The sequence below is a fragment of the Pseudomonas sp. Y24-6 genome (assembly GCF_020295325.1).
GTDB classification, from domain to species: domain Bacteria; phylum Pseudomonadota; class Gammaproteobacteria; order Pseudomonadales; family Pseudomonadaceae; genus Aquipseudomonas; species Aquipseudomonas gregormendelii.
In genome coordinates this window covers 521,863-545,471 of the sequence record NZ_JACBXG010000003.1, presented here as the reverse complement: position 1 = coordinate 545,471, position 23,609 = coordinate 521,863, and the positions used below count along the sequence as shown (strand labels likewise).

The following is a 23,609-nucleotide window of genomic DNA, read 5'->3' as shown; positions in this document are numbered from 1 at the left end:
TCAAGGACAGACTCATCTCCTCTGCTTGCCATTAACTGAGCCAAGACTCGGCCTGCCTGATTGATCCTCACCCCAAAAAATTGCCAGCGCTTGTGCATACGACTCATGTCGCACCCACGGCGCACGTTTTCAGGAAACCAACGGTGAATCCTGGGGCGGTAGCGTGCCCAAAACCTTGATATCGGCCAAGGCGAATTGCGTCCCCTGACACGGATGACGGGAACGCCACGACAAAGATCGATCTGTGCCTAAGGCCCAGAAGTTACTCAAGCGTACGGATGTCATGCTTCCGTACCGCGGGTACAGCCTGGATGGCTATGCCCATTTCAACGCAAGGGACACTATCTTGATTCGCAAGCGCAATACAACGATGCCTGCAGGTCGCGGCCTGACTTTCTGGACGCAATGGCTAGCTGCGATTTCTGTACTTATTCTTCTGCTCTGCGCGCTGGCAGTAATAAAAACAGGAGAAGTAGATACCCAGTATCGCATCCTAAGCCTGCTGATGCTGCTCGGCTCTGTTCCGGCCTACTCAATTATGCAGGTGTATCATAAGCAGCATGGCTATCTAGTCGGACTCGGGCGACTACTTGCCGGTTGGTTGGCGTTGCTATCAGGTTTAATGGTCGTGGCGTTTATCACTAAGACTAGTGAACTATTCTCACGAGAGGTTATCATAACCCTCGCTCTTACAGGTTTTGTAATTCAAGCCTGCTTGTATGTACCTTTACATAATTTAGCTAAGCGCTATCAGCAAAAGCTTCAGGCAGCACGTACATCGCTGATTGTTGGCACTGGTGACTTAGCGCTTGATCTAGCGGATAAAATTGTTCGGCAAAAAAACGAGCCGTTGAAAGGTTTGGTAGCTGCAGACGATTTACCGCCATTGAATGAAAGCCCTTATCCAATCCTTGGCAGTCTCGCACACCTTCGCGATCTGATAAGTACATATCGAATCCGTCGTCTCTACATCGCATTACCATTGACTGAAGCCGCTAAGATAGAGGAGCTCTACATCGATTTACTGGATTCCAGCGTCGACGTTATATGGATTCCAGACCTGCAGAGCTTAATTTTGCTCAATCACTCCGTATCAGAGATTGAAGGTCTACCAGCGATTCACCTAAATGAAAGCCCTCTTACATCCTACCCTACCGCCGCTCTCTCTAAAGCAGTGCTAGACCGCACAGTTGCCTTTATTGCAATAGTGATACTCAGTCCGCTTCTTCTGGCTACAGCGATCGCAGTGAAGCTTTCCTCGCCAGGGCCAGTACTATTCAAACAGAAACGCCATGGATGGAATGGAAAGATTATCAAGGTGTGGAAATTTCGCTCCATGCGTGTACATAACGACCTAGAGGTCAAGCAGGCTAGCCGAGGGGACCCGCGCATTACCCGGGTAGGCCAATTTATACGACGGACCTCTATCGACGAATTACCACAACTTTTTAATGCGCTTCAGGGGCGCATGTCACTAGTTGGCCCACGGCCTCATGCCATAGCTCATAACGATTATTACACCGGTAAAATCGACGCCTATATGGCACGCCATAGAATTAAACCAGGGATCACAGGGTTAGCACAAATCAGCGGTTTTCGCGGTGAGACCGAAACTCTTGATAAAATGGAAAAACGCGTAGAGCTCGATCTTGCATACATAAATAACTGGTCGTTGTGGCTAGATATCAAAATATTGATTAAGACACCGTTCACTCTGTTATCAAAGAATATATATTGAAATTAGAGAAATTTGCTTTCCCTTATTTGATTCCCGCTTAAAAAACCAACTCATACTTAAATGACGGCCCGCCATTAATGAAAATCCTGTGCGTCTTCGGCACCCGCCCCGAAGCTATTAAGATGGCACCTCTGGTTCTCGCACTTGCGGCAGACGATCGCTTCGAAGCGAAGGTCTGCGTCACAGGCCAACATCGAGAAATGCTCGACCAAGTGCTAGAACTCTTTACGATCCATCCAGAATTCGATCTGAATATCATGAAGCCCGGTCAAGATTTAACCGACGTTAGCACCGCTATCATGCGAGGGTTAAAAAGCGTGTTTGCGGATTTCAAACCGGATTTCGTTTTAGTCCACGGAGACACCGCGACAACATTCGCGACCAGTCTTGCTGCCTACTACCACCAGATACCTGTAGCACACGTGGAAGCAGGTCTCCGCACCGGTAACCTTTACTCACCGTGGCCCGAGGAAGGTAATCGCAAACTGACTGGAGTATTAGCAAGCCTGCACTTCGCCCCAACTGCCACGTCAAAAGCTAACCTGCTAGGTGAAGGCGTCAACCCTGAAACCATCGTAGTAACAGGCAATACCGTAATCGACGCTTTGTATGGCGTTATCGCGCGCCTCGATGAAAATTCCAAATTGCGAGAGGAAGCTGCAGAACCTACGGCATTTCTCGATCCCAGCCGGAAGCTGATTCTTGTTACGGGCCATCGTCGAGAAAGTTTCGGGGGCGGGTTCGAACGAATTTGCCAGGCGCTCGCAGAGGTTGCTAAGCAACATCCTGAGGTTGATATTGTTTATCCAGTACACCTCAACCCAAACGTCCGTGAACCTGTCAATCGCTTATTGACTGGGATCGATAATGTCCATTTGATCGAGCCGCTGGACTACCTTCCATTCGTCTACCTCATGAGTCGCGCATATATTATTTTAACAGACTCGGGTGGCATTCAAGAGGAAGCGCCATCACTGGGCAAACCCGTGCTGGTAATGCGCGACACGACAGAGCGGCCGGAAGCGGTTGCGGCGGGCACGGTGAAATTGGTAGGTACCGAAACCGCAAATATCGTTCGCGAGCTCAACCATCTGCTATCCAACAATATGGCTTACCGCACTATGAGCGTTGCTCATAACCCATACGGTGATGGTGACGCTTGTCAACGCATCCTCACCCGACTGCACGACCATCACGCTTCGAATAAATAGTCATTACTTCGTTGGTTAGTAACTCAAAGCCACGAAATCAAAAAGATTCTAAATCAAGGATGTTTCATGCCCTTCTCCACCATTTCCGTAATTGGTCTCGGTTATATTGGCTTACCCACAGCGGCTGTATTCGCCTCGCGCAAAAAACAAGTAATCGGAGTGGACGTAAACCAAACCGCAGTAGATATCATTAATCGCGGCCAGATCCACATCGTTGAACCAGACCTAGATATGATTGTGCACGCGGCCGTGACTGAAGGGTACCTGCGCGCTACAACTAAGCCAGAACCTGCCGATGCTTTTCTAATTGCCGTGCCCACTCCTTTTAAAGGCGATCATGAGCCAGATCTGAGCTACATAGAGTCGGCCAGTAAGAGCATCGCCCCGGTACTCAAGAAAGGCGATTTAGTCATTCTGGAATCGACCTCTCCGGTGGGCGCTACCGAACAAATGGCAGCCTGGCTCGCCAACGCTCGCCCTGACCTAACCTTCCCTCAAACGCACGGCGAAAACTCTGATATTCGTATAGCTCACTGCCCTGAGCGTGTCCTACCCGGCCACGTACTTCGTGAATTGGTTCAGAATGATCGAGTAATAGGTGGCATGACGCCGAAGTGTTCCGAATCAGCAATTAACCTTTATAAGGTTTTTGTTCAAGGCGAGTGCATTGTCACTAATGCTCGCACTGCGGAAATGTGCAAACTTACTGAAAACAGCTTCCGCGATGTGAACATTGCCTTCGCAAATGAATTGTCAATGATCTGCGACAAACTGGATATCAGCGTCTGGGAATTGATCAGACTCGCCAACCGCCATCCACGCGTAAACATTCTGCAACCCGGTCCTGGAGTAGGCGGCCACTGCATTGCCGTTGATCCTTGGTTCATAGTAAGCAAAACGCCGGAACAGGCACGCCTTATCCGTACCGCCCGGGAAGTGAATGATAGTAAACCGCAGTGGGTCATCGACAAAGTTAAACTTGCCGTAGCCGAGTTGCTTCAGGCCAATCCACATAAAACAGCAAGTGAATTGACCATTGCATGTTTTGGTCTAGCTTTCAAACCGGACATTGATGACTTGCGTGAAAGCCCAGCAGTGTCAATCGTTCAGCAATTGACACAAGAGCATCCGGGCAGAATTCTTGCTGTCGAGCCAAATATCGTCGAATTACCAGTGACGCTATCTGGGAAGATTGAACTCAAAACGCTCGAGCAGACTGCAGGCGAATCAGACATCTTACTTCTGCTAGTGGATCACAAGGAATTTCGCGGATATGAATCGAAAATCCCCGAAAAAAGCAAGGTGATTGACACTCGCGGTATTTGGTGAATGACGGCTCTTCTAAAAACACTTTTCATAACTGGAGCCGGCTACGCTGTAACTTTAATTTACACTTACGTAATTATCAACCAAGCGGCTCCAGAAACCATATCCCAGGTAAACGTATACGAAAGTTATTTGACGATAATATCTGCACTTATTTCTCTCGGGGTAGTACAAGACGCCTCCCGGAAAATAGCAAGCACAGAGGGCCCTTGGCGCCCTCATTATTATGAAACACAGGGATTTCGCATTACGCTATCGTTAATAGTCAGTATGCTTTCGCTTGTCCTGTACTATTTAACGAAGCGCGAACTTTATCTCCTTGGTCTTTCAAGCATCGCGATCGCACTATCTGGAGACTTTGCGCTCTACGCGATAAACAAACCGATAAAAGGCAGTATAGTAGCCTTTGCCAGATCCATTGTATTTAGCACGTTAATGCTTGGGATTATTTTTTATACAAGCACTGAAATAAGTGCGCTTCAGATTACTACCGCGTGGACGATCAGTTTTATTACATGTGGCTTGCTGACATCGCGGTATCTGGAAACTAGATACTTTGTGATGCCGAGCATTCCCTCCTTACCAGTCATGAAAACCATTGGCTTCATAGCCATTTTAATATTTATATACAACAACATCAGACCATCCTTCATCTTACTCATAAACAAAAACATAACAGTAGAAGAACACGTATATTACTTCGAAATATACAAAATATATTTCATACTCTTCTCTCTGAAGCGCGTCATAGTACAAGTTTACTATAAGAAAATTATCACCGAGAAGTCCAACGCGCGTTATGACGCAGTCATTCTCGGAGTTTTGATGGTGGCTATCGGAGGCCTCTGGGCTTCGAAGTACTTAATAGATTATTTGCAGATTGAGATAAACGCGCTTTCATATCAAATACTGATCGATCTCACAATAATAACAGTGCTATCTAGCAGCTTTACTACGGCATTCACTAAATTATTTGCGGTGAACCGCGACAGGCTTATTGCCGTACCTATATTTTTGGCCGCCGCATTCATTCTTGTAACAACCAGCATTCTAAAAATCAACCAAGCCCACATTTCGTCGTACATATACACCCTGGGACTTGCTGAATTAATTGTTGGCTTATCGTCAATCTACCTACTTCGCATGGTTAATAAAACAAGCAAATGAAAATCTCTTTAATACATTGTTACTCCGATCACAACCGAGGTGATACTGGAATTATCGCCTCCATCGTTGACTTAATCACGGAGATCAATCCAGATTGTGATATTTCAGGTATTTCGACGTTTGCCCATGACGACATTAGATTTAAAGAGGAGCATCATCACACTAGAAAAACCATATCCAATATGCACCCCTCATTTTTCCCTGAGCCAGGGCAGAAAAGCACCAGCGATGCGGCAAGTATAGGGGAAAAACTGACTAAACCCTTTCGATTCATTATCAGTTTTATAAAAAATATTATCGTGCTCATTTCCGGAAGCAAGACGATTGCTAAGTTGATCTACAACAAAAGTGAATATGCTTCTTTTAAATGTTTTATAGAAAGTGAACGAGTAATCAGCAAAGGCGGAAGCTTCCTGTACTCTTTTAAAGGACTGCGTGGAAATTTATTCTTTATCCGAATGATATTTCCATTTTACCTAGCTAAAAGATTTTCAGTTAAAATCTATATTTTTTCACAGTCAATCGGCCCATTTCAGAATAAAACCGCAGACTTTCTATTTAGAGTGATAATGCCGAAAATTGACGGCATTTATCTTAGAGAAAGTTCATGCCTTAAATACATCAGGAAAAAATCTTCAAACATACAAATCATTAGTGACTCCGCTTTCGCTCTCAACTATAGCAACCAAGATCTCTGCGATGACTTTGGAGAAACACCTAAAATTGCGATTACCGCGAGACCACATAAATTCGAAGACTCAACAAAAAAGAGTAATTACTTCGATGCACTCGAAGCTTTAATAGAAACAGCATTGAAGGATGGATACAAAGTATACCTAGTCGCGCAAGTTACTGGACCAACTGCAGGCGAAGACGACCGAACCGTATTGAGCAAATTAAAATCTTCATTCCCCGATAACGAAAATGTAATTTATATCGCAAAAGATTTTTCTCCTCGAGAGCTGAAACTCATTTATTCAAGAATGAATTTGGTTGTGGGCACAAGGCTGCATTCGACCATCTTCTCTCTCGGTGCATTAACCCCATCGATTAATATTGCTTATCATGGCACGAAATCGGAAGGGATAATGAGCCGTCTTGGAATGGCCGATTACATGATTCACATCGACCACATCACCAGTGACGAACTGATAACACTATTTAGAGAAGCTATTCTCAATAGTGCTGAAATCATAGCTCAACTTAATGATAAATTACCCGCCATCAAAGGCGAATTAGTTAGCTCCATGAAGCAGGTAATAACCGGCCACTTAACAGATACTACAAACACGAAATAAAATATCTTTATATCGACATATAAATATGAATTTGAATAATCCGCTTAACGTTATCAGCCTTCAAAAAACGGAAATAGAATAAAGTGAGACCACTGGCGATTGTTATATTTATAGTGTACGGAATTTCTCTAATATTTCCGAATTCTGAACGCTACATATACAACAATGAAATATTTTCGGCCCTAGGCCTAATTATTTTGCTATCAACAAAGGTAAAGACATTAAAGTTTGAAAAAAGCCTGTCGACCATTTATATCTTTATTTTCTACGGTATCTTTGAGCTCTGCATCTCTATTCCGGCGATAATGGAAACTCAGCCATATTTAGCACTGAGAACTATGCCGGTTTGGTATTCAATATTCAGCTTCTTTTTAGGCGTGTACTGTTTAAAACAGTTCAAAACTCAAGGCATAATCAAATTTCGAAATCAAACCAGGTATTTTGCATGGATCTCTTTGTTTGTTACTGGATTTCGGCTCACGCCTCAGGTTTTGTTTGCAATTATTGCCGGTGACTACAAGAAATATTTCATAGCGATTATTGTACTATTCTGCTTGATAAAAGGTGGCTCTACCTCCTACACGGCTTTAATAGTGGCGTTGGCAATCTATGCAATGATCAGCTATCCGCAGATGAGGAAGCTTTTCGGGAAAAAAATGCTGATGCTCGCCATAGCATGCTTTATGGCCTCACTTTATCTCCTCGCGCCATATCTCCACAAGTTTTTGGCAGTGGGTTACGACGGCATTGGTGGCGACAACAACTCAACTTGGCGACTCATGCTGTGGATATATCTCTTCAATGAGGTATTTCTTCACCATCCAATTTTCGGCATAGGATTCGCGACCCCGCTGTTTGACTTGGCCAACATCCCTAGCTTTGTAACTACCGATGACGGTTCACGTTTTACAGAATACACGCTAGGAACTCATAACTCATTTTTCTTCATTTTGTTAAGACTTGGAACTGTTGGACTGATACTGACAACTTTAATTCATTGCCAGCTGTTCGCTCGCGCAATAAAATCGCTAAGAACAAACCAAGACAAAATAACTAATGGCATAACATTATCTCTCATACTTGCAAGCGCAATGTTTGTAAACTCGGCATTATTCAATGTAGTGTTGGAGTCTCCGCTATACGCAGGAAACTATTGGTTTACGATGGGATTAATGTATCAGTTTTCTTCTAGAACATTGGCGAAAATCAACAACAATCAGGCTTAATCGATAGTCTGTGTTTTAAATCACGAGCAGTATTAACATACTTTTGTTAATCAGGTTACTTAGGCGCCGAATCTTGAAAGCAAAAATATTGTTCCTTGTACAGCTTCCTCCACCAATTCACGGCGCCTCTGCAGTGAATAAGAGCATCCAGCTCAGCCCGTTAATAAACGAAAAATACGCTACAGAGTTTGTAAATATATCACCCGCAAGCGATCTGGCCGATATCGGAAAGCCAAGTTTTAATAAAATAATTAAACTATTTGTTATTTTTTCGCGATCAATCTTTGCCTTTCTTAAATTCAAACCGGATCTAGTTTACATAACTTTAAGCCCCCATGGATTAGCATTCTACAAGGATGGACTGCTAGCACTGATACTCAAAGCGCTCGGTGGAAAATTAGTATTTCATCTACATGGTAAAGGGATAAATAAAGAATCAACAAACTCGCGATTCAAACGCGTAATTTATACAAAAGTTTTCAAGCGCGTGAGCATCATTCATTTGTCGGATAGGCTTTTCTCAGACGTAGATGGAATTCGAGATCCACAAATGCCGATTATTTCCATTCCAAATGGAATCGAAGCCCCTGAGTTCCCATCTAACATTCCCCAAAAAAACATAATCACTTTTGTGTATCTTTCAAATCTAATTCGTGCAAAAGGTGCAGATATTCTGATTCGCGCGGTAGAGTTAATCGACGACCGTTATAGCAACCTTTTTCAAGTGAAAATAATAGGTAAGGAAAGTACTTCAGCGTATGCCGAAGAATTAAAAACACTTTTGACTCCAAATCTAGCTCGGAGAATAGAAATTCTTGGGCCCAAGTACGGGAAGGACAAGATCTATGAATTGTGCTCATCCGACGTATTTGTTTTGCCTACGAAAAATGATTGTTTCCCTCTAACAATACTTGAGGCGATGGCAACCGGGCTAGCTGTTATTTCCACTAACGAGGGTGCGATAGCAGAAATCGTTGATCATGGTGTTACTGGTGACATACTCCACGAAACCTCACCAGAAGCTCTTGCTGAAGCCATGATGAAATATATTGAAAGTCCAGATTATGCAAAACAATGCGCTAAAAATGGCAGGGATAAATTTACAAAATTGTACACCACTGAACATTTTGAGAAAAAATTATGCGCCTCATTCGACAATTTCCTCAATTCAAAATAACGAACTAATAATTTCATTATGAATACGACAATAGACACATCAATTTTCGGTCGGGTAGCTGTCCTCTTCGGTGGCAATAGCGCTGAACGTGAGGTTTCCCTCAAGTCAGGCAATGCTGTTCTTACCGCGCTCAAAAGCGTTGGTGTTGACGCTTTTGGAATTGACGTAGGGACTGATTTTTTAGAAACGATCAGTTCTCAAAAAATTGACCGCGCGTTCATTATGCTGCACGGCCGCGGCGGCGAGGACGGAACCATCCAAGGTGTGCTTGAGTATGCAGGCATTCCTTACACAGGAAGCGGAGTGCTTTCATCTGCCTTGGCTATGAATAAGTTACGTACCAAACAGATTTGGCACGGCCTGGGACTATTGACACCACAGCACTCGGTGCCGATATCAGCTAATGACTGTAGCAAAATATCGGAGAGTCTGGGATTCCCATTAGTAGTTAAGCCCGTTAATGAGGGCTCTAGCATTGGGATATCTAAAGTTAATAGTCTCGATGAACTTATTGGCGCATGGCAAACTGCGGGGAAATACGATAGCAAGATTCTGGTCGAAAAATTTATCTCCGGCCCTGAATTCACTGTAGGAATACTTGGCAAAGAAATTCTTCCACCGATCCGAGTAGGGACCAATCATGAGTTCTATGATTTTGATGCTAAATATTTGGCTAACGATACGTCATATCAAATACCAAGTGGATTAAGCGCAGATGAAGAGTTCTCGCTGAAAGATCTCGTAGAACGAGCGTGTCGAGCTCTAGATATTAGAGACTGGGCTAGAGCTGACGTCATGCAAGATGATCAAGGCAGGTTTTGGTTATTAGAAGTAAATACCATTCCTGGTATGACAGATCACAGCCTATTTCCCATGGCAGCGAAAGCGGCTGGATTGGATTTTTGTCAACTCGTTATTGCCATCTTATCAGGCACCCTTGAAAAGAGATAAATATTCGACACTTGAGTGTTTATCATAAAATTTTAAGGAGAGTTATAGAGTGAAAGATTTTTACAACAAACTTCCAGCGATTATCCAAGATGTAGCAGTCAGTCTTGCCGGACTAAAACAAAAACGGGTTCGATACGACAGCTATTTCCGACAAGTTTTTTCTGCTCAACTTGAACGTGAAAAATGGAGTGAAGATCAATCTCTCGCATTCCAAAACTTGCAAATTAGTCATGCTTTAGAAAGAGCGGCTAGCACTCCTTATTATTCTAAATTATTCGAATCTATTGGCGCACACTGGTCAGAACTGTGTGACGATAAAAATTTCAAAAAAATCCCTATAACATATAAGGGATCTGTCTCGGAAAACCCGGAGGCCTTTAAAACAAGATCTACATTTAAAAGCGATAAAATAATTTCCACTTCTGGAACTACTGGAAAATCTTTAGTTTTTCCCGCATCTAAAAAATTTGACTCGGAGCAATGGGCGGTATGGTGGCGATACCGCGCGCGGTTTGGCATTGAACAATGGACGAAATGTGCCTTATTTTCATCGACGCCGATCGTTCCCTCCCACGAGACGCAAAGATTCTATCGAGCGAATCATGCATACAATGAATATCGATTTAGCGTTTTTCATATTTCTGAAAAAACTGTGTCGTCTTACGTTGAGTCTTTGAACAAAATTAAGGCCCCATGGATCCATGGCAACCCATCAGCTCTTTCGCTGCTAGCCAAGTTAATGCTTGATCATAATTTGAAACTGGGACACACAGTCCGCTGGTTAACAATTGGATCGGAAAACCTCCAAGACTGGCAAGAAAAAGTCTTAATACAGGTTTTTGGAACAAAACCTATACAACATTATGGACTAATGGAGGGAGTCGCGAACATTTCCCAGTGCCCTAATGGCAACCTTCACACTGACGAAGACTTTAGTTTTGTCGAATATATTAAGCAAGAAGAATCCGACAACTGCTTGATTGTTGGAACATCATTTTGCAACGATGCCTTCTCGCTTATACGTTACTCTACAGGCGACATTGCTACGCCAAAAGAAGGACGTTGTGCGTGTGGAAGACCTGGTCGCCTAGTATCAAGCATTGATGGAAGATTCACCGATTATATTACGCTAGCTGGGGGGGAGCGAGTCGCATCCCTCGCCGGACCGTTCCACAGTACTCCGGGATTATCGGAGGCTCAAATATATCAAGATCATGCTGGGGCTTTAACTATTAGGTACGTGCCCAGCATTGACTGGGACAATAGAAACCTTATATCCCTTGAAAAGAAACTTCGGGATCGGATAGGTAACTCCTTGCCTATAAGATTCCAAATAGTTGATAAAGTTGAGCGAACGCCTAGAGGAAAAGCAAAACTCGTCATATCGGATTTTACCCCTGAGTAAATCATTGCTCTATCGTAGCTTTCTTTTATCATAATTATTTACACAACTTAACATAAAAAAGCGACCTCAGTGTCAGCTCTAATTTGTAGAATGCCGTACGCACTGAGAATTCGCTGCCCAGCCATTAGTGGCAAGTCTTCAGGCATGTTAAATAGATACCAACCGTAATTGATAATAATTTATCATTTCTTCAGTTATCAATATTTAGAAGACAAAAAATAAATTATTTCAATTTTTTTAATTTTCGCTGAATCACGAGTCATCCAATGAAACAAGTTACTCAAACTCTACGCACGGGTATTGTCGAAATCAATGAGGTGCCAGTCCCTTCGCTCTCGGACAGGTTTGTATTGGTGCGCAATACAGTCTCTGTGATCAGCGCAGGCACTGAAAAGACGAAAATTGACATGGGTAAAAAAAGTCTTCTCCAAAAAGCAAAGGCTCGCCCAGACCTGGTAAAGCAGGTAATTGGCAAGATCAGGACCGAAGGGCTTAAGAAGACATTACAGACTGTGAACTCTAGGCTCGATTCCCCATCTCCTCTAGGCTATAGCTGCGCTGGCACTGTCGTCGCTGCAGGTGGCATGGTTGAAGGTATTCAGCCGGGAGACAGAGTTGCGTGCGGGGGCGCGGACTATGCGAACCATGCAGAGTTTGTAGCAGTGCCTAAGAATCTCATCGTTAAAATACCCGACAATGTCTCTGATGAGGAAGCAGCATTTACGACAGTTGGATCGATTGCCTTGCAAGGTGTCCGTCTCGCGGAGCCTCTGCTTGGGGAAACCTTTCTGGTAGTAGGGTTAGGCTTGCTTGGGCAGATTGCAGTTCAGTTGCTCAAAGCGAATGGTTGTAACGTAATAGGCACAGATCTCGATCCGGCATTAGTAGCGCGCGCCAAATCGTACGGCGCCGTAGCTGTTTTGCCTGGCAGTGACATACAAAATATTTGTAATGCATTAACTGCTGGGCATGGGGTCGATGGAGTACTGGTCTGTGCAGGTACTTCAAGCAACGCTGTCATCGAAATGTGCGGTGCAGTAACCCGTGAGAAAGGCCGGGTTGTGGTTGTCGGTGCGGTGCGTATGGATATACCGCGAGAAGATTATTTCAAGAAAGAAATCAGCGTCGTGATCTCGCGTTCCTACGGTCCGGGCCGATACGACCCATTCTACGAAGAAAACGGCAACGACTACCCATATGGATATGTACGCTTTACCGAGCAGCGTAATATGGAAACGTTCCTGACGCTTGTGTCCCAAGGACGATTGGACATTAAGGGTCTAATCACTCATCGCTTCACGGTAGATGACGCGGCGCTGGCATATCATCTGATTGAAGGCAGCAAGACAGAACCTTATCTGGGAATACTGCTGCAGTACAACCCTGTAGCGCTGGATCTCACCGAGTCGTCTCGGATCAGCGTTAAACCCGAAGTTGTCAGCAGCGAAAAAGTTAAATTGTCATTTTACGGTGCGGGTAATTATGCGACTGCTAGCCTTTTGCCCCCCCTGCAAGCCAGCAATCAGGTTTCATTTAGCGGATTGGTAACGGCAAGTGGCCGATCCGCTCAGGGTGTAGCTAAGCAGTTCGGCTTCAGCTTCTGTGCTGGTAGCTATGCGGAGCTTCTGCAGGGCGACACGGATGCAATTGTCGTCACCACCCGACATGATACTCATGGTGCTGCAGTTCGCGACGCGCTCAATGCCGGTAAACACGTATACGTCGAAAAACCACTGGCGCTGACGGTTGAGCAATTAAGTGAAATTCACCTGGCTTATATCCAGACGGGTAAATGTCAGGTAATGGTAGGGTTCAATCGCCGTTTTGCTCCCGCGACCCAAAAAGTAATCGAGCACTTCACAGCAGTGAAAAGCCCGCTGGTGGTCAACATACGCATCAATGCAGGCGCGATCCCATCCAACCATTGGATACAGGATCCACAGGTAGGCGGTGGTCGTATGATTGGCGAGGGTTGTCACTTTATTGACCTTGCCTCTGCGTTGGTCGGAAGTAACGTGAAAACAGTTTATGCTGTGGGCACGAGCAAAGCGGAGAAATCTGCATTGCTGAATGACAACCTCTGCCTGTCCCTCACCTTTGAAAACGGCAGCATCGCAAATATCACCTACACCGCAGATGGCTCCAAGGCGATGGCCAAGGAATATGTCGAAGTGTTCGGTGGAGGCCATAGCGCGCAAATCAACGATTTCAAAGATGTGACGTTGTTTAGCGGCGACAGCAACGCCAAGCAGCACAAGCTGGGCGTTCAAGATAAGGGGCAAAAACACATGATTGGTGCTTGGTTAAAAGGCCTTAAATCTGGTACTCCTTGCGTTGAATACAAGTGCCTCATGGCGACTAGCCTTGCTACAGTAATGGCCGTTGAGTCACTGGCGTTAGGCGTGGCGATAGCTGTAGACACTGCCGTTTTGACCGTTGAATAATATGGATGGAGGGACAGCAATGTCCCTTTCAGTATGAATGCACGACTTGATTGCTCTGAATTCAAAGCTTCTTGCTTCTATCCGGGCGGATCAGTTCGCTGGCTACGACCCTTTCGACTCACTAAATAGTACATTGCTCCGGGCGACGCCGCTTTATCGCAGTGAATGGGTACGTCTTGCATGGCTGCAGTTAGGCAAACGCTCACCGATCAATCTGCGCCCGTTAATGCGGGTACCAAAAAAGCGCAATCCTAAAGGTGTGGGTTTGTTCATATCTGGCCTGCTGCAGGACTACCTGCGGACTGGTGCAGCCGAGTATTTGCAGCAAGCTCACGAACTCGCGGAATGGCTGCTCACTCAACGTAGTGATCCGGAACAATGGCAGCACAGTTGCTGGGGGTATCACTTCGATTGGCAGGCACGTGCTTTCTACGTCCCAGCAGGTAAGCCCAACATCATTACCACTTGTTATGTAGCACGAGCGCTTTTCGAGCTAGGTATCGTGGCAGCAGATCAGCACCTGATCGACGTAGCATTGGATGCCGCACGCTTCATCTCGAATCAGTTGTATACCGAAGCAGGCAGTCGGTGCTTTTATGCTTACATTCCAGGCGAACAGGCGTTTGTACATAACGCAAGCTTGTGGGGTGCTGCTTGGTGCGCCTTTGCAGGAAAACAGCTTGCCGATAAAGAAATGGTCGACCAAGCGTTGCGTGTTGCACGTCAATCAGTTGAAGAGCAAGCCACTGACGGCTCCTGGGTGTATGGCGCTCGCCATCACCATCAGTTTATTGATGGGTTTCACACAGGCTATAACCTGGAGGCTTTGTGCCTGATTCGCGATGCTACAGATAGTGGCGAGTTCGATGAAAGCATTCGTCAGGGGTACGCTTACTACGTAAATACCTTTTTTACGGAAGATGGGACAGCACGGTATTACAACAATGCTGTGTTCCCAATCGACATGCACAGTTTTGCTCAAGCCGTGTTTACCTTGCTTAAGGTAGGGGGCACGACTCGAGATCTGCAGTTGTGCGACAAAGTGGTTCAACGCGCGCTGAACTTGATGTACCTACCAGAAAAGGGTCAGTTCGTTTATCAGCAAACCCGTTGGCTGACCAACCGCATCAACTACACCCGATGGACTCAAGCGTGGGCATATTACTCGCTGGCTTTCTACAACCGTTATCGTGCAGAGGTTAATGATGCAAAGGATTGAAGTCTTGGGCTGCCCCATGGATGTGGCTAGCATGAGCGAAACAGTAGAGGCCATTCGCACTGCGGTTGCAGATCGTCGCTTCACTCAGCACGTAGTGGTCAATGTCGCCAAGCTTGTGAATATGCGTAAGGATCCACAGTTGAATGAGTCCGTTCACTCTTGTGACATCATCAACATTGATGGGATGGGTGTGGTTCTAGGAGCTCGGTTCCTTGGCCATGCCGTTCCGGGGCGCGTCGCCGGAGTGGATCTGTTCCATGAGCTCTTGGCCATGAGCAGTACTAATGGCTTTCCTGTCTTTCTGCTTGGTGCGAAAGAAGACGTCCTGGATCAAGCGGTGCAGAAGGTGCAGGCACAAAATCCTAGGTTGAAGATCGCGGGCTTTCATCATGGTTACTTCTGGGACGACGAAGCAGCCATGGTTCAGACAATTCGTGCTTCCGGGGCGCGACTGCTGTTCGTGGCGATCACATCCCCCAAAAAAGAAAACTTCATCAACCGCTGGCGTGACCAGCTCGGTGTCGACTTTGTGATGGGTGTCGGCGGTACATTCGATGTGGTTGCCGGCAAAGTCAAACGAGCTCCGCAATGGATGCAAAATTGGGGACTGGAATGGCTTTATCGCGTGATTCAAGAGCCGGGAAGGATGTGGAAACGTTATCTCACCACAAATTGCAGCTTTGCATGGCTAGTGTGTTCGCAGAAGTTGAAGCAGCTGTTCAGATAGACATTGACCAATCTGAACAGGGTCTGCATGCCTGCAAGGCCTGTGTGCATTACCTGCCTGGAAGGCTAAACCAGAAGGAAACATCGCAAAAAAAATCACTTCGACGAAGCGCTAGCTTGCATTACAGACACTTACTGCAATACCCTTATTCAATAACCCTCAGGGATTATCCTTTCAAGGAGCATGATCATGAAAAAACTACTGGCTTTGGCCGTCGCAGCTACCTTCAGCCTGCCATTGATGGCTGCTGAAACAGCCCCTAAAAATGCAGCAGCACCTGATACGACTGCTCCTCTCAGCTTGTCTACCCCTATCGCTGGCGGCGTTACAGTCGGCACTGGCTTGGCCATCGGTGCTGGTCTTGTCGCTATCGGTGTAGCAGCCTCCAACAGCGGTGGTGGTGGTGGCGGTAACGACGGCACGCCTGGCACTGGCGGGACTGGCGGCACTGGTGGTACTACAGGCACTACTGGTACCGCTCGGTAACAGGCTCCGCTTCAGTTCGATACGCTAGCCTCCCAGCCCTGCTGGGAGGCTTTGTTTTGCCTATCCCCTTCGAGCAACTTCGACAATGAATCGCGCGCTTCCCTTGGCCATGCTGGTTGGCCTGACCCTGCAAGGCTGTATATTCTCCCCTGGTCAGCATATGGACACAGCCAATTTGGTTCGTGAAGGTTCACCAGAAAGTAGCCGGATCGAATTGGTACCTATCACTCCAAAACTTGTGGCCGTTGAGGCAGCCGCCAATCGGTCCAACGTTGTAGCGCCAGAATTACTCGGTTACCAGCCGGCAGAGTACACAATCGGGGCTGGTGATCTGATCTACATAACGGTCTGGGACCACCCTGAACTGACCGCTCCATCAGGTGGGCAGCAACCGATCGAAGCAAACGGACGCATGGTCCGGCCCGACGGCAGCCTCTTCTATCCTTACGTGGGGACGATTGAAGCCGCCGGCAAAACCATCGAAGCCCTGCGTTCGACCATCGCGTCGCGCTTGGCCAAAGTGATCGCCGAGCCCCAAGTAGATGTAAGCATCGTGCGCTTCGTCAGCCAGAAAGTTGTTCTCTCCGGCGCGTTCGTTAAGCCGGGACAATTACCCATCACGAATACTCCGCTAACTCTTCTTGAGGCCATAGGTCAAGGCGCTGTACAGCCCGAATCTGCTGACATTTCAGGGTTAGTGCTCAAGCGTGACGGTCGTGAGTATGTAATCGACCTTGATGCACTCAATCGCAAAGACTCGAAGTTGCACACCCTCTACTTGAAGAACGGCGATCAACTGCATCTTCCTTACAATGACCAAAAGAAAGTATACGTGCTAGGTGAGGTTTTCGCAGCGCGTGCCCTAGTCTTCAAAGGGAGCAACATGAACCTTACCGATGCGCTCGGCAGCGTTGGCGGCCTACGCCAAGAAACCTCTAGCGGTAAGGAGGTTTATGTTATCCGAGGGGTAGAAAATCTAGCGGATGAGCCCGTTAAGGTGTTCCAGATCGACATTAAGTCGCCCTCTGCCTTCGCTCTCGCCCAGCACTTTAAGCTGCAACCGCAGGATGTGGTTTACGTTGGTCCGGCAGATGTTACCCGGTGGAACCGCTTTATCAGCCAAGTATTCCCCTCGGCCAGCCTGTTGCGCACGGGTGTCGCCATTCAGGATGACATGGGCAGCAACAACTAAGAATTGGAAGTCTTGTGAAATTTCTGCGACTGGCCACCCTATCGGTGGCCTCCTTGCTGGTGAGCGCCTGCAACCCGTTGATGACCGCTTCCATGGATACGCTCAAGGCCGCTTTCGAAGGTCCTGAGCCACTGGAACTCACCCGCCAACAGGTTGATGCAACTCCGTACTACCAGATCACCATCGCGGCACCCACAGGTGAAGCTGTTATGGCGTTGGTGCGTCAGCAGGATGGTGTTGGTTTCTGGATGGCCTCGACTCGTCAGATCCTGATGCTCGAAGACGGCTTGGCGATTCGTAGCATTGGCTTCAACAACAACCTCGATGGCACTCGCTTTGAGGGTGAATCACCTTTCAAAGCGGGCTTGCACCGCGTTGCCAATGGCCTGCAGACCCGCCGCCAGGTGGACTTTGTAGATGGTTATTGCATGGGCGTAACCCTCACCAGCCGCTTTGAGAAAAAAGGCCTGGAAACCGTGCGTATCCTCGACCGCGACGTGGCGCTATTGCGCGTTGACGAGGACATCACCATGGAAGGTCTGGGCTTCACCGCGCGGAACCAGTATTGGGTCGACCCTGCCGACGGCTTCATCATGGCCAGCGTGCAACACCTGACTCCCGAATTGCCCCTACGCATTGTTCAAGTGCGCCCGAATAAGCCGGTAGTGCAATGATTCCTCGTTCTTCCTGGCTGCTTTGCTGCAGCCTGCTCATGACGTTTGCCGTAAATGCTGACTCGCTGGTCACCGTACAGGGCGATGCTGCCAAACCTGGGCGATATTCGTTCCAGGAAGGGACTCGCTTGCACGATGTTTTACTTCCGGCTCAGGTTAATCCGAAGGCTTATCTGCTTGGCGCTGCGTGGTTGCATACACCGTTACGCAATGCGCAGGAGCGATTGAAGCTGGGCGTGCTCTTCGATCTCGCGACTGTGAAGAGCAACGCGCTGCAGGATGACGAAATTGAGTTGGCCGCCCTGGCTGAGCGTTTGATCGACAAGGTGCAAGCCATGCCGGTTACTGGCCGCCGAGTGGCTCAACTTGATCCGGTGCGGGTAGAACTGAACCGCGGAGACAACCCCTACCTGAGCAATGGTGATGTACTGCTTTACCCTCCCCGACCAAACACTGTGAAGGTCGAGGGCGCGGTTATTGGTGAGTGCGAACTGGCGTACGAACCTTTGCAAACGGCGACTGGCTATCTCAAAAATTGTCCACGCGATCCTAGTGCCGACAGAGATGTACTTTTTGTTATCCAGCCGGATGGCCGCGTTTTCCAGGAAGGTATAGCGCTGTGGAACGAAAACAAGTCTTTTCCGCCCGCGCCAGGAGCAAAGATTTACGTGCCCGTGTACAGCACCGCAAAGGGTGATCCGACACCAGATCTGAATACTGAAATGGCCACTTTCATCGCCACCCAGCCTCTGCTGGAGGTGAAGCAATGAAGTATAATTTGATCCCTTGTCTACTGATTGGCTGTAGCACTTGGGCAGTGGCCGAGCCGCGATATACACAGAGCGACTTTGGTGGTGTGGGCCTGTTGCAGACCCCCAGCGCTCGGATGACTCCAGCTGGAGAACTATCTTTTACCGCGAGCCGAACGGATCCCTACAGCAGATACAGTGTGTCCTTCCAACCTTTTGATTGGTTAGAGGGAACATTCCGCTATACCGCCATTACCAACCGTACTTACGGCCCGGAGTCCTTGAGCGGGAGCCAAAGCGCTAAGGATAAAGCGATTGACGCAAAGATTCGGCTGCTCGAGGAAAGTCACTGGGCGCCACAAGTCGCGCTGGGCGCACGTGACGTTGGTGGTACTGGCCTTTTCTCCAGTGAATATTTCGTTGGTAGCAAACGTATCGGCAATCTCGACCTGAGCTTGGGACTTGCTTGGGGATACCTCGGCAGCCGCGGCGATATCGGCAATCCTCTGGGGTTATTAGATGATAAGTTTAATGATCGACCTGAGTCGACTGCTGCTATTGCAAACGCGGGTAATCTAAACGGCAATACCTATTTTCGCGGCTCGCCTTCGTTCTTTGGCGGCCTCATCTATCAAACACCTTGGGACCCGTTATCGCTCAAATTAGAGTATGAAGGTAACGACTACCAACACGAGCCATTAACCAACAATCAAGTTCAGGACTCCCCCATCAACTTGGGCTTTGTGTTCAAGGCCACTGATTCGGTTGACCTTCACGCAGCCTGGGAACGCGGTAATACCGCCATGTTCGGCATCACCTTGCACACCAACTTCGCCACCCGCAAGGCGCCGGCCAAGAGCTTCGATCCAAAACCCGAACCGGTGCCGGACGTCAAACCGACCACCGCGCCAACGGACGTGCAATGGGCCGGCGTAGCCAAGCGTCTCCAGAACAACGCGGGCTACACCGTGTCAAAAATCACCCAGCGTGACTCCGAGCTGATCGTCTACGGTGAACAGGGCCGCTACTTCCACACGCCGAAAGCCGTCGGCCGTGCTTCGCGCATTCTCGACAACAGCGTTAACGATCAGATCGACTGGTTCACTATGGTCGACACCCGTTACAGCTTGCCGGTCCAGGAAGTCAGCCTGCCCCGGGATACGTTCCGCGAAGTGGTGCAAGAAGATCGCCCATTGGAAGACCTTCGCCGGGTAACGGAGCAGAATGTTCCGGTACCGCATCAGGAGAAAACTCTGTACGCGAAGACGCCGGACAAGTTCACCTATGGCCTGGGCCTCGGGTACAAACAGAACGTCGGCGGTCCTGACGGATTCCTGCTGTACCAATTCAGTGCCGATTTGAGTGCTGAGTACCGGTTCCAGCCTGATCTGTGGTGGAGCGGCCTGTTGAGCGCGAACCTGATCAACAACTTCGACAAGTTCAAGTACGACGCACCCAGCGGCCTGCCGCGAGTGCGAACCGACCTTCGTCAGTATATGACGACGTCGGAAGTGACTATGCCGACCTTCCAGTTGAACAAGGTCAAGCAGCTGGACGAAGACCTCTACGGAATGGTGTACGGCGGCTATCTGGAATCGATGTTCGCTGGCGTCGGCGGTGAAGCACTGTACCGTCCGATGGGCGAGCGCTGGGCAGTTGGCGTTGACATGAACTGGGTCAAGCAGCGTGATTTCGATCAGGGCTTGGGGCTGCGTGATTACAGCACCATTACCGGAAACGCTACGCTTTATTATCGGAGTTCATTCCAGGACATCCTTGGCGCGGTGAGCGTCGGTCGCTATCTGGCGAAAGATCTGGGTGTTACTCTCGATCTGTCCCGCGAGTTCAGCAACGGCGTGCGTTTCGGTGGCTGGGTGACGGTCACCAATGCAACGAAAGAGGAATACGGTGAAGGTAGTTTCGGCAAAGGTATCTACTTCTCGATCCCGTTCGACGAATTGATGGCGAGTTCGACGACTCGCCGGGCTAACCTTGCGTGGACACCACTGACTCGAGACGGTGGAGCTTCTCTGGGTCGCAGCTACTCGCTGTACACACTGACAGAACGTCGCAACATCGACCTGTTCCACAACAACTTCTACAAGGTCACCGAATGAAGCAGCGGATTCTGCGCGTCCTGCCCAAGCTGGCGTTTTTCGTGATCCTGCTGGTGCTGTGTTTCGCGGGCATGCGGGGCGAACCGGTGCCGCAGGTATTCGAAAATCAGGACAAGCTGCATCACTGGGCCGGCTTCGCCTGCTTGACCGTGAGCGCCTACCTGGCGTTCCCCGGTACGCGGCTCGGCTGGCTGCTATTTTGGCCGTTGGTGGGTTCGATGTTGATCGAACTGGAGCAGAGCTTGATGCCGCTGCGTACAGCTTCCTGGGGAGATATGGTGGCTAACGCCACGGGGGTTCTGTGCGGGATGGTGGTTGTTCTGGTTCTGCGGGGATACTTAAATTCGCGACTCAAAAAGCTTGAAGCGGATCCTGCGGCATAGCGTCTATCGGCTTTATCGTCACATATTAGGAAAATTTGGCCACGCTTGAAAATCGTGGCCAGACTGTTATTCCCACCTGATCAGCAAGCTTGTTTACCCAGCAATTTCGCCAGACCAATACTCATGGGTGTTGTCTCTGCCAACTTGAATCTTTTCAGCAGGCGATCATTGTTCGCGCGCGAATGCCGAATGTCTCCCGCACGTGCCGGGCTGTGACTAACGGGCGGAATCCCACCTAAAACTTCTGCCAAGACTCCGAGCATCTGCGTCAACGAAGTCGCCTGGTTCATACCAACGTTGATTGCACCATCCTCAACGTGTGGTGCTTCCAATGCCTGCACCAACAATCCCACCAAATCTTCTACATAGAAAAAATCACGGGTCTGTTCGCCGTCACCGAAAATAGTGATAGGCAAGCCTTTCTGTGCCCGCTCGCTGAAGATACTGATCACGCCGGAGTACGGCGATGACGGATCCTGGCGGGGGCCAAAGATATTGAAGAACCTGAATATGACCGGTTCCAGTGCATGCTGGCGGCGGTAGAAGTCGAAGTAGTACTCGCTTGCCAGCTTGTCTGAGGCATAGGGCGTTAACGGCGCTTTAGGCGTGTCTTCGTCGATAGCAAAACCTTCACCATTATTGCCGTACACGGCAGCGCTGGAGGCAAAAACCACCCGCTTCACGTTGGCCTGGCGCATGGCCTCACAAACGTTCAGCGTACCGACGAAGTTACTCTGATGCGTGCGTACCGGATCGTCGACCGAAGCCTGTACGGAAGCTACAGCTGCCAGGTGCGCGACTGCCTGGCAATCGACCATAGCGCGAGCAACTACATCGGCATCGGCAACGTCGCCAACGATCAACTCCACCCGTGGATTGTCCAGTGGGAGGTTGCTGCGTTTACCAGTCGAGAGGTCGTCGAGAATTCTGACTGAGTAACCCTTGGCGAGTAAGACGTCAGTGAGATGGGAGCCGATGAAGCCAGCGCCGCCAGTGATTAGGATAGGTCCATTAGACATCTTTAAAATCCATTGAAAAGTTCGGGAGGAATGGTTACCTCGGCTCGAAGATTTGCCTTGCGGGTCTGCGCATTGCTTAGGAATGGGCACAAGGCATGTGAGCGGTGGATATTGCGGTTTGGCAATGGGTGATTATCCCATAAGTAGGGGATCGCTTTCGAGGCGAGTTGGCGTCTAGTTTCTCCAACCGGTAACTAGTCCATTTCTGATTTCTTTCCTGACTCGCCTCTCTCACAGTCGCCAACGCCTTCGTGGAGTGATTCGGAATTTTCGTACAAAGATTCCGGAAATTTCCTTCAAGCTGTGTCGACCGGCATGAACTGGTGCGAATTGGGCTGATTGGATATCCTTTCGCTGCCACTGTGGATGCAGTGGTAGGGCGTAGGAACCCTTACATGCTCATGACGCATTAGCGCTGTCGTTTGATTGCGGCACTTAATCAGTGTCCGTAAGATCGTTCGCGGCGGCTGTGCGTGGGACACGCTTCGGCGTGACCGAGGTTTCATGAGCACTCGGTTTCCTACATCCTGCGCACGGCTGCCACCCTAGCCCGTAGGAAGGCTGTTGGCAGTTCATATTCATGCTCATGAGATTGAACAAATGAAAAAACTGACTCCGGATCCTCCCTACAAAAAACCAGCTCCCTACCCCGAAAACCGCTTCAAGCCGCTTACCAGCAACTGCGACGACATGCCTACCTTGTTCGTCGACACCCAAGCCCCACTCGATGTATTGATCAGCGCTGCCAAGTATCGAATCGAGGCCGTCACCCAGGTACTCGAAAACCTGGCTATGCGCGGCACGATCGAGTGTGAGTCGTTCATCCTCAGTGACTTCGCCCTGCTCTGCGCCATTTCGTTGCGCGACGGCTGTGATGTGCTGGAGGTGGTTGAGCGTCGATTGCGACCGCAACCTCAGGCTGTTTTGGTGGCGTGATTAACCCGGGTAGTTGAGGCGTCTCAACAGGCGCCTTCGCGGGCAAGCCTCATTCCTGCCCCCCTGTGGGCTCGGGATGCATGGACTTGTCCGCGAACTCTCGTCGCGGCTCGGGCCCTGAATCTTTATCAGGAATTCAGGCAACCTTGTCAGCCAATCCTGAT

Annotated in this window: 20 protein-coding genes; 19 read left to right on the top strand and 1 reads right to left on the bottom strand. The window is 48.6% G+C overall.

Annotated elements, in window-relative coordinates:
- Positions 1-346 precede the first annotated feature (346 nt).
- The 18 genes from HYI44_RS08795 to HYI44_RS08710 all read left to right on the top strand — a co-directional run bounded on the left by HYI44_RS08795 (position 347) and on the right by HYI44_RS08710 (position 21,490).
- Positions 347-1,738: an undecaprenyl-phosphate glucose phosphotransferase gene (locus tag HYI44_RS08795; protein WP_412548477.1), complete on the top strand. Its 1,392-nt coding sequence runs from the start codon at positions 347-349 to the stop codon at positions 1,736-1,738.
- Positions 1,739-1,815: 77 nt separating this feature from the next.
- Positions 1,816-2,949: a non-hydrolyzing UDP-N-acetylglucosamine 2-epimerase gene (gene wecB, locus HYI44_RS08790; protein ID WP_225569200.1), complete on the top strand. Its 1,134-nt coding sequence runs from the start codon at positions 1,816-1,818 to the stop codon at positions 2,947-2,949.
- A 66-nt stretch (positions 2,950-3,015) separates the two neighbouring features.
- Complete coding sequence (wecC, locus tag HYI44_RS08785) at positions 3,016-4,278, top strand: UDP-N-acetyl-D-mannosamine dehydrogenase (RefSeq protein WP_225569199.1); 1,263 nt, start codon at positions 3,016-3,018, stop codon at positions 4,276-4,278.
- Positions 4,279-5,442: a hypothetical protein gene (locus HYI44_RS08780; protein ID WP_225569198.1), complete on the top strand. Its 1,164-nt coding sequence runs from the start codon at positions 4,279-4,281 to the stop codon at positions 5,440-5,442.
- Positions 5,439-6,740: a polysaccharide pyruvyl transferase family protein gene (locus tag HYI44_RS08775; RefSeq protein ID WP_225569197.1), complete on the top strand. Its 1,302-nt coding sequence runs from the start codon at positions 5,439-5,441 to the stop codon at positions 6,738-6,740. Before HYI44_RS08780 ends, HYI44_RS08775 begins: the two co-directional genes overlap by 4 nt.
- Before the next feature lie 83 nt (positions 6,741-6,823).
- Positions 6,824-7,966 (top strand): O-antigen ligase family protein, encoded by a 1,143-nt coding sequence (locus tag HYI44_RS08770; RefSeq protein WP_225569196.1) that lies wholly within the window; start codon positions 6,824-6,826, stop codon positions 7,964-7,966.
- A gap of 73 nt (positions 7,967-8,039) precedes the next feature.
- Complete coding sequence (locus HYI44_RS08765; RefSeq protein ID WP_225569195.1) at positions 8,040-9,143, top strand: glycosyltransferase family 4 protein; 1,104 nt, start codon at positions 8,040-8,042, stop codon at positions 9,141-9,143.
- 18 nt (positions 9,144-9,161) lie between these two features.
- Positions 9,162-10,094, top strand: a complete 933-nt coding sequence (locus tag HYI44_RS08760; protein ID WP_225569194.1) for a D-alanine--D-alanine ligase — start codon at positions 9,162-9,164, stop codon at positions 10,092-10,094.
- A 49-nt stretch (positions 10,095-10,143) separates the two neighbouring features.
- Positions 10,144-11,499 (top strand): hypothetical protein, encoded by a 1,356-nt coding sequence (locus HYI44_RS08755; protein ID WP_225569193.1) that lies wholly within the window; start codon positions 10,144-10,146, stop codon positions 11,497-11,499.
- A 266-nt stretch (positions 11,500-11,765) separates the two neighbouring features.
- A complete protein-coding gene (locus HYI44_RS08750) occupies positions 11,766-13,943 on the top strand; it encodes a bi-domain-containing oxidoreductase (protein ID WP_225569192.1) in 2,178 nt (725 codons plus the stop codon).
- Positions 13,944-13,989: 46 nt separating this feature from the next.
- A complete protein-coding gene (locus HYI44_RS08745) occupies positions 13,990-15,162 on the top strand; it encodes a hypothetical protein (RefSeq protein ID WP_225569191.1) in 1,173 nt (390 codons plus the stop codon).
- A gap of 31 nt (positions 15,163-15,193) precedes the next feature.
- Positions 15,194-15,889, top strand: a complete 696-nt coding sequence (locus HYI44_RS08740; RefSeq protein WP_318653926.1) for a WecB/TagA/CpsF family glycosyltransferase — start codon at positions 15,194-15,196, stop codon at positions 15,887-15,889.
- A gap of 189 nt (positions 15,890-16,078) precedes the next feature.
- Positions 16,079-16,375, top strand: a complete 297-nt coding sequence (locus tag HYI44_RS08735) for a hypothetical protein (RefSeq protein WP_225569189.1) — start codon at positions 16,079-16,081, stop codon at positions 16,373-16,375.
- Between the two features lie 85 nt (positions 16,376-16,460).
- Positions 16,461-17,567: a polysaccharide biosynthesis/export family protein gene (locus HYI44_RS08730; RefSeq protein ID WP_225569188.1), complete on the top strand. Its 1,107-nt coding sequence runs from the start codon at positions 16,461-16,463 to the stop codon at positions 17,565-17,567.
- 14 nt (positions 17,568-17,581) lie between these two features.
- Positions 17,582-18,241 (top strand): YjbF family lipoprotein, encoded by a 660-nt coding sequence (locus tag HYI44_RS08725; protein ID WP_225569187.1) that lies wholly within the window; start codon positions 17,582-17,584, stop codon positions 18,239-18,241.
- On the top strand, positions 18,238-19,011 hold the full coding sequence (locus HYI44_RS08720; RefSeq protein WP_225569186.1) for a capsule biosynthesis GfcC family protein: 774 nt from the start codon (positions 18,238-18,240) through the stop codon (positions 19,009-19,011). Before HYI44_RS08725 ends, HYI44_RS08720 begins: the two co-directional genes overlap by 4 nt.
- Positions 19,008-21,107, top strand: coding sequence for a YjbH domain-containing protein (locus HYI44_RS08715; protein ID WP_225569185.1), 2,100 nt, complete (start codon positions 19,008-19,010; stop codon positions 21,105-21,107). The genes HYI44_RS08720 and HYI44_RS08715 overlap by 4 nt, the downstream gene beginning before the upstream one ends.
- Complete coding sequence (locus HYI44_RS08710; protein ID WP_225569184.1) at positions 21,104-21,490, top strand: teicoplanin resistance protein VanZ; 387 nt, start codon at positions 21,104-21,106, stop codon at positions 21,488-21,490. Before HYI44_RS08715 ends, HYI44_RS08710 begins: the two co-directional genes overlap by 4 nt.
- Positions 21,491-21,570: 80 nt before the next feature.
- Here the strand turns inward: HYI44_RS08710 and HYI44_RS08705 are convergent, their stop codons facing one another.
- Positions 21,571-22,509, bottom strand: a complete 939-nt coding sequence (locus HYI44_RS08705) for an NAD-dependent epimerase/dehydratase family protein (protein WP_225569183.1) — start codon at positions 22,507-22,509, stop codon at positions 21,571-21,573.
- Between the two features lie 600 nt (positions 22,510-23,109).
- Between HYI44_RS08705 and HYI44_RS08700 the strand changes: the two genes are divergently transcribed.
- Positions 23,110-23,445, top strand: a complete 336-nt coding sequence (locus tag HYI44_RS08700) for a hypothetical protein (protein ID WP_225569182.1) — start codon at positions 23,110-23,112, stop codon at positions 23,443-23,445.
- The last annotated feature ends 164 nt before the right edge of the window (positions 23,446-23,609 follow it).